The organism is Bifidobacterium leontopitheci, assembly GCF_009193355.1.
GTDB lineage: Bacteria > Actinomycetota > Actinomycetes > Actinomycetales > Bifidobacteriaceae > Bifidobacterium > Bifidobacterium leontopitheci.
The window spans coordinates 1-16,000 of the sequence record NZ_WBVT01000051.1; the positions used below are offsets into that span (position 1 = coordinate 1).

A 16,000-nucleotide genomic window follows, 5' to 3' on the forward strand; every position below is an offset into this window, starting at 1 on the left:
CGCAAACGCGCCGCACGACGCGCCACACGCTGAAGTCCCCTCCCACGCGTAGGTTTTCAAACAACACCACGCATGGTGCGAGCGTCAGCGTCGCCACTCAACCCATCAGATAAATAAACACGGTGGCCGAGACATGCATTCCGGCGGCGGGTGACGCTCCCCCAGTCTTCGCTACGCTCAGACAGCCCCCTCCACCGAGGGGGCCAAGGTAGCGGGCCAGACTCAACGCCAGCTCACCGTCACCCAGACCTCACACGCGAACGCCGATGGCCCTCCCCGGCCTGAGCCAGAAGAGGGCCATCAGTAAGAAGCGCAATGCCGGAAATCAGGCTTCCCACTTGGTGGGTTCGATGACTTCCTTGCCGCCCATGTACGGACGCATGGCCTTCGGGATCTCGATGGAGCCGTCCTTCTGCTGGTGGTTCTCGAGGATCGCGACGAGCCAACGGGTGGTGGCCAGCGTGCCGTTCAGGGTGGAGACGGCGCGGGTGGAGCCGTCCTCGGTACGCTCACGGATGTTGAGGCGGCGGGCCTGGTACTCGGTGCAGTTCGAGGTGGAGGTGAGCTCGCGGTAGCGGCCCTGAGTGGGGATCCACGCCTCGGTGTCGAACTTGCGGGCGGCGGAGGAGCCGAGGTCGCCGGCGGCGGTGTCGATCACGCGGTACGGCACCTCGACCTTGGCGAGCATCTCCTCTTCCATGGCGAGCAGGTGCTGGTGCTCCTTGTAGGAGTCCTCCTGCTTGGTGTAGACGAACATCTCCACCTTGTCGAACTGGTGGACGCGGATGATGCCGGAGGTGTCCTTGCCTGCGGCGCCGGCCTCGCGGCGGTAGCAGGAGCTCCAGCCGCAGTAGCGCAGCGGGCCGTCGGACAGGTCGAGGATCTCGTTCTCGTGCATGCCGGCGAGCGCCACTTCGGAGGTGCCGACGAGGTACTGGTCGTCGGGTTCGCGCAGGCGGTAGATCTCGTCGGCGTGGGAGTTGAGGAAGCCGGTGCCGGCCATGACCTCGGGGCGCACGAGCGTCGGGGTGATGGCGAGGATGAAGCCGTGCTTCTCGGCCTGGTCGACGGCCATGGTGAGCATAGCGATCTGCATGCGGGCGACCGCACCGCGCAGGAAGTAGAAGCGGGAGCCGCCGACCTTGACGCCGCGGCGCATGTCGATGCCGGCCACGCCGGTGCCGAGGGTCAGGTGGTCCTTGGGCTCGAAGCCTTCGGCCGCGAAGTCGCGGATCTGGCCGACCTTCTTGACGACGACGTAATCGTCCTCGCCGCCTTCGGGGGCTTCCGGCTCGACGACGTTGGAGAGCTTCCACATGGCGGTGGTGTACTCTTCGGCCGCGGCGTCGGCGGTGGCCTTGTATTCGGCGACCTTCTGGGAGAGTTCCTTGGTCTGGGCGATGAGCGCGGCCTTCTCTTCGGCCGGGGCGGCGGCGACCTTCTTGCCGATCTCCTTCTGCTGGGAGCGGGCGGCCTCGAATTCCTTGAGTGCGGAACGACGGGTTTCGTCGGAGCGCAGCACCTCGTCGACGAGTTCGACGGACTCGCCGCGCTTGCGCTGGGATTCCTTGACTACGTCAGCATGTTCACGAATGAATTGAATATCAAGCATAGGCCCCAGCCTACCGCCGTAAGCCGACACGCGGCCGCACCGCACGCCCACGCCATGCGCCCGCACCGGCAATGTCGACATCCTCCTGTCACAGCGTGCAGCTACCCGCTGTGACAGGAGGGCGACGTTGCGGCTGCATGGCGGCATACGACACTCACGTCACAGCGGGTAGGTGCACGCTGTGACGGAGAAGGGGACAGGAAAGACGCAGCCGGATTGCGGTCTGACGAACCCGCACGTGATTGGCTCACCAAGGGCGGAGACGCAATGCGCGGGTACGCTCCCCCAGTCTTCGCTACGCTCAGACAGCCCCCTCCACCGAGGGGGCCGAAACGCCGAAGCGGCGACGTTGCGCGAGCGGCGCACTACGCGGGTGCCGCATAGTGTTCGCGGCGGATTCATGCGGCGTTCATCATGGCTCCATGTGCCGGCTTGGCCGCGACCCTAGGCTGAAGGTGCACATCGATTCCTGTGCGAGAAGGGGTTGTTCATTTGGCTTTTTCGCGCGTTGCAGGCGCATCACACGGGAGTCCCAAGATATAAGGAGCATCATGAGTCGATTCTCGACACGCATCCAGGGACTGTTGGTCTCTGCGGCGCTGCTCGTGCCGCTGGCCGCGGTTCCGGCCACTGCGGCGTGGGCCGAGCCGGAAGCCGCACAGCCCACGGCGAGCGCGACGGCAGCGGCAACAACAGCAACGTCCGCCGCGAAGCCGGCCGCCGCAGCCAAGCCGACGTCCGTCTACACCGGCGTCGTCATCAACGAGGCGTACCTGTCCGGCGGCAGCAAGGGCGCCAAGTACAAGAACAAGTTCGTCGAGCTGTACAACACGACCGACAAGGCCGTCAACCTTGCCGGCACGTCGCTGCAGTACCGTTCGGCGAGCGGCACCGGAGCTGCCACCGCGGCCGCGAACCTGACCGGCAGCATCCCCGCGAAAGGCTACTTCCTCGTCAAGGCCGGCTCGAACGGCAGCAACGGCGCCGACCTGCCGAAGGCCGACGTCGACGCGACCGGCCTGAACGCGAGCGGCACCAAGGGCACGCTGCTGCTCGCCGCCACCACCGACAAGCTCAGCCCCGCCGCCGGCGACACGACCACGAACGCCGACATCATCGACGCACTCGGCTACGGCGACACCAACACGTTCGAGAAGGCCCCGGCCACCGCGCCGAAGTCCAACACGGACGTCAAGTCGCTCAACCGCACGAACGGCGTCGACACGAACGACAACAGCAAGGACTTCACGCTCAACGCCGACATCACGCCGCAGGCCAGCGGCGACGAAGGCGGCTCCACGCCCGACCCGACCCCGCAGCCGGGCGGCGAGGCCACCATCGCCGAAATCCAGGGCACGAGCGACGAAAGCCCGTACGACGGCAAGTCCGTCACCACGAAGGGCGTCGTGACCGCCACCTACCCGGACGGCGGCTTCAACGGCTACACCATCCAGACGCCGGCCACCGGCGGCGACGTGAACCTCGCCGACCACAAGGCGTCCGACGGCCTGTTCGTCTACGACAGCAAGAACGCGAAGGACCTCAAGGCCGGCGACTACGTGCAGGTGAGCGGCAAGGTCAGCGAATACTACGGCCTGACCGAGCTCAACGCCGACACCGCAACCAAGCTGGACGATAAGGTCACCGCGCCCGCTCCGGCCAAGGTCGCGTTCCCGAAGACCGACGCCGAGCGCGAAAGCCTCGAAAGCATGCTCGTCGCACCGCAGGGCGACTACACGGTCTCCGACGTGTACAACACGAACAAGTACGGCGAGGTCGGTCTGGCCGCCAGCGACAAGCCGTTCCTCAACCCGACCGTCAAGGGACTCAAGGGCGACGCCAAGACGGGTGCCGCCTACCAGGCGGAGGTCGACCGTCTCGAAGCCGAAAGCGTGACCCTGGACGACGGCTCGAGCCGCAACTTCCTCGACACCAAGTACCCGGACAACGCCGACACCCCGCTGCCGTACCTGAGCAACGACAAGCCGGTGCGCGTGGGCGAGAAGACGACGTTCACCAAGCCGGTCGTGCTCGACTACCGCAACAACGGATGGAAGTTCCAGCCGACCGAACGGCTCACCGGAGACAACCCTGACGACCAGCCGGTCGAGTTCTCCGACACCCGCACCGACACGCCGGATCTCAAGACAGTCGGCGGCGACATCCGACTCGGCACGTTCAACGTGCTCAACTACTTCTCCACCACGGCCGACGAGACCGGCTGCCCCACGAAGAACGCGTACACGGACCGCGACGGCAACCCGATCACGGCGAAGAACTGCGACGTGCGCGGCGCCTGGGACGAGGCGAACATGAAGCGCCAGCGGGCCAAGATCGTCAAGGCGATCAACAACCTCGGCGCGGACGTCATCTCGCTTGAGGAGATCGAGAACTCCGCGAAGGCCGCCAGCGTGGTGCCGGACTCGTTCAAGGGCGAGCGCCGCGACTACGCGCTCTCCACGCTGGTCGACGCGCTCAACGCCGAGGCCGGCGACGGCACGTGGGCGTACGTACCCAGCCCGAAGACGCTGCCCGCACTTGACACCGAGGACGTGATCCGCACCGCGTTCATCTACAAGCCAGCCAAGGTGGCGACCGTCGGCGAGACGCACATCCTCACCGACTCGGACGCCTTCAACGGCAAGAACGGCTACGAGCACGGCCGCCAGCCCGACGCGCAGGCGTTCAAGGCGGCGGGCGCCGACGACGCTAGCGCGTTCCTCGTCGTGGCCAACCACTTCAAGTCGAAGGGCTCGGCCAGCAACGAACAGAACCAGGACCCGGGCGACGGATCCGGCAACGCCGACTACACGCGCCAGGCGCAGGCCGACGCGCTGCTCAAGTTCACCGACTCGGTCAAGTCCGAGCTGGGACTGGCCAAGGTGTTCCTCGTGGGCGATTTCAACGCCTACTACGCCGAGAAGCCAATCCAGAAGATCGTGGCCGCCGGCTACACCGACCTGAGCGAACAGGTGAGCGAGAAGACCGGCAAGTACACGTACGCGTACACGGTGAGCGACGACAAGGGCAACACGAACGGCGGCGTCGGCTCGCTCGACCACATCTTCGCCAACGAGGCGGCGCTCAAGGACGTCACCGGCGCGGACATCTGGAACATCAACTCCGTGGAATCCGTGGCGCTCGAGTACTCGCGCTACAACTACAACGCGAAGAACCTGTACGTTGCCGACCAGTTCCGCGCCTCCGACCATGATCCGGTCGTCGTCGGGCTCAAGACGTCAGCCGCGAGCCCCGAGGTGACGCTGAACCTGCTCAACACGAACGACTTCCACGGCCGCATCGACACGGGACTGACCGTGCCGTTCGCCTCCACCGTGCAGTCGCTGCGCGCCCAGTATCCGGACTCCTCGCTGTTCCTGGGAGCCGGCGACCTCATCGGCGCCTCGCTGTTCAACTCGTCCGTGCAGAAGGACCAGCCGACCATCGACGTGCTCAACACGCTCGGCCTCAAGGCTTCGGCGGTCGGCAACCATGAGTTCGACCAGGGCTACGCCGACCTGACCGACCGCGTGATCGGCGCGGACGGCAAGCGCAACGCGCAGTGGGACTACCTCGGCGCGAACGTGTACAAGAAGGGCACGAAGACCCCGGCGCTCAAGGAGTACAGCATCCAGGACGTCGACGGCGTGAAGGTCGGCGTGATCGGCGCGGTCACGCAGGAGACCGGCACGCTCGTCTCCCCCGGCGGCATCAAGGACATCGAGTTCGGCGATCCTGTCGAGGCCGTCAACCGCGTGGCCAGACAGCTCACGGACGGTGACGAGTCCAACGGCGAGGCGGACGTCATCGTGGCCGAATATCACGAGGGCGCGCCCGAATCCGAGGACGACGAGACCGGCAAGCCAACGCTCGACGAGCAGAAGGCCGCCAGCCCCGTGTTCAAGCACATCGTCGACGACACGGATCCCGCGGTCGCTGCGATCTTCAACGGACACACGCACATGACGTACTCGTACACGGATCCGGCGAAGAACGGCCGTCCGATCATCCAGACCGGCAACTACGCGGCGAACGTCGGCCAGGTCGTGCTCGACTACGATAAGGCCACCGGCAAGGTGACCTACGTCAAGTCCGGCAACGTGGCCGCGCCGAGCGTGCCCGACGGCACCAGCAAGGCCGACTTCGACCAGCAGCTCGCCGACGCCGACAAGACCGGCGTGACCGCCAAGGTCAAGGCCATCGTCGACGCGGCCGTGGCGAAGGGCACCGAGGAAGGCAACAAGCCGGTCGGCTCCGTGGCGGCGGACATCACCACCGCGTACAAGGACGGCAAGCGCGACGACCGCGGCTCCGAGTCCACGCTCGGCAACCTCGTCGCCGATTCGCTGCTCAGCTCGCTGTCCGCAGACGACCGCGACGGCGCCCAGATCGGCGTCGTCAACCCCGGCGGACTGCGCGCCGAACTGTGCCGCACCGGCGCGGGCGCCAGCTGCCCGCTCGCCGCTGACGGCACCGTGACGTACGCGCAAGCCAACGCCGTGCTGCCGTTCCTCAACAACCTGTGGACCACCACACTCACCGGCGCGCAGTTCAAGGAGGCGCTCGAGCAGCAGTGGCAGACCACGACCGACGGCACCACGCCGTCGCGCCCGTACCTGCAGCTCGGCCTGTCGCACAACGTGAGCTACACGTACGATCCGGACGCCGAACAGGGCCACCACATCACGTCGGTGACCGTGAACGGCAAGCCGCTTGACCTCAAGGCCGAGTACCGCATCGGCTCGTTCTCGTTCCTGCTGCAGGGCGGCGACAACTTCCGCGCGTTCGCGGCCGGCAAGGACACGCGCGACAGCGGCCTGATCGACCGTGACGCGTGGATCGCCTACATCGGCGCCAACTCGCCGCTCAAGCCGCGCTACGACCGTCGCGCCGTCGCGGTGACCGGACTGCCTTCCGGCTCGGTCAAGGCCGGCTCGTCGTTCGAGCTGAAGTTCTCGAAGCTGACGCTCACCTCGCTGGGCGTGCCCGCCGAGACGAAGCTCACCGCCACGATCGACGGGGCCGCCGCCGGTTCGGCCGCCGTGGCGAACGGCGACAGCGCGACGCTGAAGGTGACCGTGCCGGCTTCGGCCAAGTCCGGTTCGGCGACGCTCAAGGTCGTCGGCGAAACCGACGGCACTACGGTGACCCTGCCGCTGACCGTGACGGCCGGCGCGCAGGTGCCGGGCGGCAACGGTTCCGGTAACGGCAACGGTCACGGTTCCGGCAACGGCAACGGCGGCACCGGCGCGACGAACGGGACCGGCAACCGCGGCAACGCGGGCAACGGCTCCGGCAACGCGGGTGCGGTGACGGCGCTCTCGAAGACCGGCGCGCCGGTCGTGGCGGTGATCGTCGCCGCGATGGCGCTGCTCGCCGCCGGCGGCGTCGCGGTCCGTTCGGCCAAGCGCTCGGACCTGGCGTCCCGCCGCTGATTGGCGGCGCTGCCTAGCGGCGGTGAGCCGGTCCGGTAATCCGGTCCGCTGCCGCTAGATATTACGGAAATCGGCCCTGTCTGCCGTAATTTCTTGCGCTGAGAGATTGTCAGTGCAAGGATTTACGGAAGTCAGGGCCGATTTCCGTATTTTCTTGCGCTGGGCAGGGCTGCCGACAACCCACAGCGGCCATAATCGACCGACCGTACCCGAACAACACCTTCCGAGTACGGTCCGTTGGGAAATGACAACCGACCGTACCCAAACCGTCATCTACGGATACGGTCGGTCAGAAAAACACAACGGACCGTACCCGAACAACACCTTCCGGGTACGGTCCGTCGAGAATCCCCAACAGACCGTACCCAAACCCGTCCGTCCGAGTACGGTCGGTTGAGAAACGGACCGGCGATCAGGGCGGTCAGACACCTCATGAGACGATCCCGGCCGTGCGGATTACGTGTGGGAATCGTCGAGTTTCGCCGGTCCTTCCGGCGAGTCGCGCCCGGCGGCGCACACAATGGAATCATGCCGCTAGCCGCCATCATCACCATCGCCGTCATCGCCGGGCTCATCGCCGCGATCATCATCGTGGCCATCGCCCTGCGCGCGCGCCGCCGCGCCCGCCTGTCCGCCAAGCTCGTCAAGCGCAACGACGACCAGGTGCATTACGCGTTCATCGTCAACCCGTCCAAGCCGCAGGCGAAGCAGCGCAAGGAGCACATCCGCGAATTCTGCAAGGCGAAGGGTCTGACGGAGATCGAGTTCATCGACACGCAGCTCGACAAGGACGGCCGGGCCTGCGCGTTCGAGGCGCTCGACCATGGCGCCGATGTGGTCGTGGCCGTCGGCGGCGACGGCACCGTGCGCACCGTGGCGAGCGCGATGGCCGGCACCGGCCGCGCGATGGGCATCATTCCCATCGGCACCGGCAACCTGTTCGCCCGCAACATGGGCATCCCCGTGGACGACATCGACGCCGCGCTCACCGTCGCCACCTCGCACGGCTCGCGCCGTGTGGACGTCGGCCGCCTCGCCCTGCTCGACGACCCGACCGCCGACCACGGCCACGCGTTCCTCATCATCGCGGGCGTCGGCTTCGACGCGGCGATGATCGACGACACCGATCCCAAGCTCAAGAAGAACATCAGCTGGCTCGCCTACTTCGTCGGCGGCGTGAAGAACCTGTTCGCGCCGAAATACCGCGGCGACGTGACCATCACCACCGCCAACGGCAGCACGCACCGCCGCCGCAACCTCGCCTTCCGCACGTTCATGGCCGGCAACTGCGGCCAGATCCCCGTGTTCTCGCTCATGCCGGACGCCTCCTACGACGACGGCATCCTCGACTTCGAGATCATCGACACGTCGGGCGGCATCATCGGCTGGGCGAACCTGTTCGGCGACGTGGTGCACCAGACCATCACCGGCAAGGCCGGCTCCAGTCCGCTCTCCACGAACTCGACCATCGATCAGATCCAGGGCGTCTCGGCGGAGATCACGCTGGAGAAGCCGGTGCTCGCGCAGGTGGACGGCGACATGCTCGGCCGCACCTCGCACATCCGGTTCAGCGTGGACCGTTGCGCGCTGTGCGTGCGCGTGCCCGAAGTCGCGCCGGACATGTCGGCGACCGGCGTCATGGAGCCGATTCGCATCTGAGAGAGCCGCTTGCGGCTTCGTTCGGCGTCGTGCTGCGTCACAGCGGGTAGCTACCCGCTGTGACAACAACATCACACCCATATGCAAAACGCTGATATTTCAACGCAAACAGACCACGCGATATCTCCATGTCACAGCGGGTACCTACCCGCTGTGACATTGTGGAGCGCACGAAACACACGGCATAGAAGGACGATACGCAAGGACGATACGCCGTGTCGGTGCCGCCCGCCTATCGAGCGTCGGCGACGACACGGGAGATGTGCAGGGCGAGATAGGCGATCTCATCTTCGGTGAGGTTCGCGCCCAGCCGCAGCGAGGCGACCGTGGCGACGAGCTGCGCACACTCCATCGCCTTGCCGTACGACTGCCGGATCGACTCGATGATCGGCTCCGGCTCCTTGTCAAGCTGCTTGCCCTGCCGAATGCGCACGAACAGGTACCGCAGGTGCGTGATGAACCGGCCGACGTTCACGCTGTGCTGGTCAAGCGTGACGCCGTAGGTCTGCTGGATGACGGCGAGCATCTGCTGGATGACGCCGGTCGTCTTGTACGTGTCGGAAAGGTCGCCGTTCGAGAATCCGGCGTTGACGAGGTGCAGCGCCAGCGCCACGGCCTCGGTGTCGGGCAGGGCGCCGCCCAGGTGACTGTTGATCTGCGCGAGCAGGCGCACGGCCTGCGAGTATTCGTTGGCGTACAGCGACTGGACTTCGGCTTCCAGCGGATACGACGTGTGGGTGCCTCGTCGCGCCCTGCGTATCGCGCCGGTGATGTGATCGGCCAACGCCATGACGAGGATCGGCTGCGACTCAGCCTGGTCGCCGAGTCCGGACTTCGTCATGGCGTCGGTCACCAGCCGGATGACCTCCGGCGGGATTTCAGACAGGAGTTCCGCGACATGATCGGGGTCGCGGCCGTCAGCCGGAACGAAGACGCGCACGATCTTCGCATTGTCGAGCTTCTGCCCGGGTTTGCCCTGAAACCCCAGCCCCCGTCCGGTGACGATGACCTCGCGGGAGCCGTCCTTGGCGAGCACGACGTTGTTGTTGAATACGCGAAGAATCTCCACGGCATTCCTTCCGACAGAACGCAAGGAGCCGTCGTCGCCGGGAACTGCTCCCCGCGACGACGGCGACCCTGCGGAACACGGTCGTCAGGCCTGAACCTTCAGCACCGGCTGTCCGGCCGTGACGTCGACGTTGGTCTTCGGCGTGACACTGCCAAGCACAGCGGTGTTCAGCACCGTCATCAGCGTGGTAGTGCTGAAGCCCGCTTCCTTGACCTTATCAAAATCGACGGTCACCAGCGTGTCGCCGGCGTTGACGCGCTGGTTCGCGGCGACGGCGACGTGGAAGCCCTTGCCTTCCATCTTGACCGTATCGATGCCGACGTGCACGAGCACCTCGACGTCATCATCGGTCTTGATGCCGAACGCGTGGCCGGTCTCGGCGACGGTCTGCAGCACGCCGGAGACCGGAGCCACGACCACGTTGCCGGACGGCACGATGGCCACGCCCTCGCCGAGCGCGCGGGAGGCGAACACCGGATCGCCGGCCTCGTCGAGCGAGATCGTGTGACCGGCGACGGGGGCGCCGACCGTCTTGGTGATGGAGGCGAGCTCAGGCTTGACGGCGGTCGCGGTGGCAGTGGCGGTCGCGGTGGCGGCCGGAGCTGCCGGGGCGGAGACCTCGGCCGGAGCGGCGGTGCCGTTCATCTCGGCCTTCTGCTCGGGCGTACGGTAGTCGAGCGTGATGATGAGCAGCATGGAGACGATGAACGAAACGGCGATGGAGACCGCGTAGACCCACATCTGGCTGAAGACCGGGATGGTGAGCAGCGAGGTGAAGGCGAACGCGTTGGTGGTCACGCCGCGGACCGACTCACCGGCCGCGGTGACGGACGGGAACAGCCAGCCGAGGACGGCGATGACGACGCCACCGGTGAAGCAGCCGATGAGCATGCGCTTGTAGATCAGCTTGTAACGCAGGTGGATGCCGTAGAGGGACGGCTCGGAAACGCCACCCAGCAGGCCGGCGGCAAGGGCGCCGAGCGAGGTCTCGCGCATCTCCTTGTTGTGGTCGCGGATGGAGATGAACAGCACGCCGGCTGTCGCGCCGAAGCAGGCGAAGTTCCACACGCCCATCGGGCCCTGGATGAAGTCGTAGCCGAGGGACTGGATGTTCATGAGCATGAGGGCGTTGAGCGGCCAGTGCAGACCCAGCGGCACGAGGAACGGGTACAGCATCGGGATGAGGATGGCGAAGATGAACGGCGCGTGGGAGTTGAGCCAAGCGAGGCCGACACCCAGCCAGTTGCCGGCGAGGATGCCGATCGGGCCGACGATGAATGCGGTGAGCGCGCCGACGATGATCATGGAGAAGAACGGCACGAACACGAGCTGGACGCTGTCGGGGATGATCTTCTTGAGGCCCTTGTAGACGAGCGCGAGCACGGCCGCCATGAGCAGCGGCACGAACACGTTGCCGCTGTAGTCGTTGAGCAGCATCGGCAGGCCGAAGACCTTGGTGGAGCAGGAGGTGGTGCCCAGGGTGGCGCTCTTGACGCACTCGGTCACGCCCTTCCACTTCTTGTCGTCCATGAGGTCGGTGAACTGCGGGGTCATGAGGATGGCCATGATGGAGCCGCCGAGCCACGGGTCGACGTCAAGCTTCTTGGCCGCGTTGTACGCGATCATGATCGGCAGGAAGTAGAACACGCCCTTCCAGATGGCCTGGATGAACACGAGGCTGGTGTTCGCCGTGTCATTCGGGATCACGCCGAGGGAGATGAACAGGTTGACCAGCGCGATGATGATGGACGCGCCGAGCAGCACGCCCAGGATCGGGCGGAACGAGTCGGACAGGTACTCGAAGAAGGAGTCCATCCAGGCGACCTTGCCGCGCACCTTGGCGCGCTCGGCGGCCTTGACGTCGGCGTCGGACTGCTTCTTGTCGCCTTCGACGGCACCCGCGCCCTTGCCGGCGTTCGCCATCTCGGGCAGGTTCATGATCTGCTGGTAGGTGGTGGCGACCGCGCCGCCAATGACGACCTGGTAACGGTCGCCGGACTGCGGGACGGCACCCAGGACGCCCTTCATGGTCTCCAGTCGATGCTGGTCCACCTTGCCCGCGTCGACAAGCTCGAAACGCAGACGGGTCGCGCAGTGCGTCAGGCTCTTGACGTTCGCTGCGCCACCGATCGCGTCGATGATCTGCGATGCTGTTGATTCAGCCATCTCAATCCCTTTCGTGAATCGTCAATCGATTCGTCTTCTCTGCGAGCCGCACAAACAAAAAAGACCTGAGATATGGATATAGTGCTATCCACATCTCAGGTCTTGCGTCTATGTGACTTGCAACCCTGCATTGGTCGTTAACTATGTTAACGATTGATGAACGGCGACACGCCGATGGCGGGATATTCGTTGCGGGTCACGCGGAGGGCGGTCCCGGCGGCGGAGCGTTCCACGGCCGTTTTCGGCCAACATCGGGCGGCTCTTGGTCGAAAACACCCGCGAATCGGCTCTCCAGCGGCCGTTTTCGACCAATACCAACCCGATTCCAGTCGAAGACGACCGCAAAACGAACAGGTGGCGGGTGTTTTCGACTAGGACCATTGCGGTCTTGGTCGAAAACACCCACCACCTTATGTAATACCGCAGCGCCTGGCGCTCCCCCAGTCAGTTGCCGCTGACAGCCCCCTCCACCGAGGGGGCCAAGGGCCGCCGAACGCGCTAGCGAGACTCCCGCCGAAGCAGCTCCGCCGAGTGCCAGGCGGCGGTCGGCTCAGCGGCCGCCGCGACGGCGGACGGCAAGCGTCACGCCGGCAACGACGGCGAGCATCGCGGCGAAGACCACGACCGTGGCCACGTCGGCGCCCGTCTTGGACAGACTGCCGGACTTCTTGGCCCAATGGGTCGTCTTGGTCTTCGGCGCCGCCCAGTGGGTCACCTTGTCAGCGTTCTGCGAAGGCTTGGCCGGCTTGCCCGGCTTCGTCGGCTTGTTCTCCGCGACGTACGTGTTCGCGAACGTGGCCGCGTCGGCGGTCTCGCCGTCCTTTGCATAGGCGACGGCGGCCTGCAGCGCGCCTTCAAGGTCGTCGGTGACGGTGAACGTCACCGTGTACTCGGTCGCATCGTAGGTGACGCCCTTGGCGTCGCCCTTGACCTGAGCGAGCGTGTAGGTGTATGTTCCGGCCTTGTCGAAGGTCAGCCCCTCGAACGTGACCGTGCCGTCGGCGGCGTTCTTGGCGGTGGAGGCGAGCTGGCCGTTCTCGTCATACAGCTCGAACGTGAACTCGCCGGCCTTCATCGCGCGGCCGGACAGCGTCACGGTCGCGGTCGGGGCGGCGGTCGCGGCTGTGGCGGCGTACGTGTTCGCGAACGTGGCCGCATCGACCGTCTCGCCGGCCTTCGCGTACGCGGTCGCGACGTCCAGCGTGTTCGTGTCGGTGCCGGTGACGGTGAAGGTCACCGTGTACTCGGCGTCGTCGTAGGTGACGCCGCCGGCCTTGCCCGGCTGCTGCACGAGCGTATAGGTGTACGTTCCGGCCTTGTCGAAGGTCAGGTCGTCGAATGCGACCGTACCGTCGGCCGCGTTGGTGGCCGTCGCGACGGTCTTGCCGTCGGCGTCCTGCAGCGCGAACGTGAACTCGCCGGCCTTCGCATCGCGGCCGGTCAGGGTCACGGTCGCGGCGGGCGCGACCTTGGCTGCTGCCGGGGCAACCGTGTTCTCGAAGCTGAACAGGCTCGCGGACGGATCGACCGGAACCCAATTGGTAGACGAACCGCCGAACGGGCCGGAAACCTTCTCCAGCTTCCAGCCGGCCAGCTCATTGCCGTCATACCACACGCTCATCGTGCCGTCCTCATTGTCCTTGAGCGTCACGGTGAACGTCTTGACCGCGTCCTTGTCGAGCGTCACGTCCGCGGGCTTGCCGTCGTTGATGCGCTCCTGCTTGACCTCATAGGTGAAGTCGACCGACGACTTGCCGTGCAGGTAACCGGGCTGGAACGACAGCGGCAGGTAGTCCTTGTCGCCCACCGACTGCTTGAAGTTCACGCTGCCGTCCGCATCGTTGAAGCCGATCAGCGGGAACGAGGTTCCGTAGATCGTCTTGTCGTCGGTGTTGTTGGTCTGCGTGATCGTGTACTTCAGCGTGCCGGCGTACGCGGAGCCGTCCACCGCCTTGCCGGAGGCCTCGCCCTTGAACGCAACCATACCCTTGACGGACACTTTCGCGTCGTGGGCCGGCGCGACCTTCTCCTTGACCGTGTTCTCAAAGCTGAACAGGCTCGCGGACGGATCGACCGGAACCCAATTGGTAGACGAGCCGCCGAACGGGCCGGAGACCTTCTCCAGCTTCCAGCCGGCAAGTTCATTGCCGTCATACCACACGCTCATCGTGCCGTCCTCATTGTCCTTGAGCGTCACCGTGAACGTCTTCGTAGCCGTCTTGTCGAGCGTCACGTCGGCGGGCTTACCGTCGTTGACCTGCGCCTGCGTCACCTCATAGGTGAAGTCGACCGACGACTTGCCGTGCAGGTAGCCGGGCTGGAACGACAGCGGAATGTGGTTCTTGTCCACATCGCGGAACGTGACCGCGCCGTCCGCGGCGTTGAAGCCGTTGAGCACGCCGTTGCCGCCGACGATGGTCTTGTCGGACGTGTTGTTCGTCTGCCTGACCGTGTACTTGAACGCGTTCGCGTACGCGGAACCGTCGAGCGTCTTGCCGGACTTGTCGCCCTTGAACGCGATCGCACCCTTGATCGACACCTTCGCGTCGTGGGCAGGCTTGACGGCCTCCTTCTCGGCGACCGTGTTCTTGAAGCCGAACACGTTGACGGTCGGCGTGACGGTCGAACCGTCCGTGCTGGTCGGCAGCGCGGTGCCGTCGGCCGTGTAGACGCCGAGCGTGCCGTCGCCGTTGTCCTTGAGCGTCAGCGAGAACGTCTTGACGCCGTCGGAGTCCTTGGTGACCTCGTCGAGCGCATCGGAATACCACTTCTCGGTGACCTGGTAGGTGAACGTCTGCTCGCTCTTGCCGTCCAGGTATTCGGGCTTGAACGTGACGGGCGCATTGCCGGCGTTCGCCAGGAACGTCACTTCGCCGTTGCGGTTCCAGCCATTGAGCACGCTGCTGCCGTCCTGGTCGAGCGTGGGCTCGTCCGTGTGGTTCGTCTGGACGACGGAAACCTTGAACACGTTGTCATAGTCGGACGTGTAGTCCTTGCCGGTCTTGTCGCCGACGAACGTGACCGCACCCTTGAACGCGGTCGTCGCGCTCTTGGTCGGCGCGGGGGCGGACTCCTTCACCTTGTTGGTGATGGTGAACAGGCTGGCGGTCTGGTCGGGCAGGTTCGCCGAGGACGCACCGGACGTGAGTTTGACGCCGGCCTCGTTGTACAGGCCGAGCGTGCCGTCGCCCTCGTCCTTGACCGTGATGGTGAACGCGTGGGACTCGCCGTCGGCGATCACGTCCACCGGCGGCTCACCGGCGAGGCGGTACTTCTGCTGGACGGTGAACGTGTAGGTCTTCGACTTGGCGTACGTGCCGTCCGCGTTCTTCAGCGCGTCCTTGTAGAAGTGCACGACGTACGGCTGCTTGTTCGGCTGGGTGAACGTGACGGAACCGTCGGACTCGTTGCCGCCGACGGCCTTCGGCGCGCCGCCGAAGCCGCCGTTCCAGCCGTTCGCCGCACCGAAGTCGGACGGCGAGCTCACGGTGTAGTTCCACAGGTTCTTGTACTGGCTGGCGGCGCCGTCGACCGGCTTGCCGGACTTCTCGCCGACGAACTTCACTGCACCGAGCAGACGGGCGTAGGCGTCGGATGTGATTGGATTGTCGGCGGTCGTTTTGGCCGTCTTAGCGGTCTTGGTTGCGGCTGCGACGGGCTTCGCTGCGGTGACGGCCGCGCTGGCGGTCGCCGGAGCCACTGCCATCGTGGCGAGCGTGGCCACGCCGGCCAGCGCCGCGAACAGCTTGCGCGCGAGAACGCGGCCTGCCGGCTGTGAGTCTGCGGCGAGCGCGTCGTAAGTGCGCTTCGACTTCGAGAATGCCATTCTCGATTCCTTCCTCTTCTTGCTTGTTCAACTGCTTGACGATGAGGGAGCACAGGCAAAAAGCTCCCTCCCGGATATGGCATGATAGGCCGTCGCATGTTACGGCGGTTATCATCGTTCACCCAGCGAACCATCAGGGGTGAGCGTTCGCGGTCCCGTCACGATCGAGCGTAATCCGGGTGGGAATATGGGGGATGAATGGCCGGTGAACTTCAGATGGCGGGGGTTGGGGG

Annotated in this window: 6 protein-coding genes; 2 read left to right on the forward strand and 4 right to left on the reverse strand. The window is 65.6% G+C overall.

Translation table 11 applies throughout. From position 1 onward, the window contains the following. Positions 1-325: 325 nt before the first annotated feature. Positions 326-1,612: a serine--tRNA ligase gene (gene serS, locus F7D09_RS10315; RefSeq protein WP_152235405.1), complete on the reverse strand. Its 1,287-nt coding sequence runs from the start codon at positions 1,610-1,612 to the stop codon at positions 326-328. A gap of 551 nt (positions 1,613-2,163) precedes the next feature. On the opposite strand from serS, the gene F7D09_RS10320 reads away from it, so the two are divergent. Further along, a complete protein-coding gene (locus F7D09_RS10320; RefSeq protein WP_152235406.1) occupies positions 2,164-7,047 on the forward strand; it encodes an ExeM/NucH family extracellular endonuclease in 4,884 nt (1,627 codons plus the stop codon). Positions 7,048-7,575: 528 nt separating this feature from the next. Further along, the gene (locus F7D09_RS10325) at positions 7,576-8,706 is read left to right on the forward strand and encodes a diacylglycerol/lipid kinase family protein (RefSeq protein WP_152235407.1); all 1,131 of its coding nucleotides are present in this window, start codon (positions 7,576-7,578) and stop codon (positions 8,704-8,706) included. A gap of 232 nt (positions 8,707-8,938) precedes the next feature. Here F7D09_RS10325 and F7D09_RS10330 read toward each other — a convergent pair whose 3' ends face one another. From F7D09_RS10330 to F7D09_RS10340, 3 genes are all read right to left on the reverse strand, one after another. Continuing rightward, positions 8,939-9,775 carry a PRD domain-containing protein gene (locus F7D09_RS10330; RefSeq protein ID WP_152235408.1) on the reverse strand — a complete coding sequence of 279 codons (837 nt, stop codon included), beginning with the start codon at positions 9,773-9,775 and terminating at the stop codon, positions 8,939-8,941. Between the two features lie 84 nt (positions 9,776-9,859). Next, positions 9,860-11,941, reverse strand: coding sequence for a glucose PTS transporter subunit IIA (locus F7D09_RS10335; protein ID WP_152235409.1), 2,082 nt, complete (start codon positions 11,939-11,941; stop codon positions 9,860-9,862). 550 nt (positions 11,942-12,491) lie between these two features. Further along, entirely contained in the window at positions 12,492-15,767 is a 3,276-nt protein-coding gene (locus F7D09_RS10340; RefSeq protein WP_152235410.1) for a Spy0128 family protein, read from the reverse strand. Between the last annotated feature and the right edge of the window lie 233 nt (positions 15,768-16,000).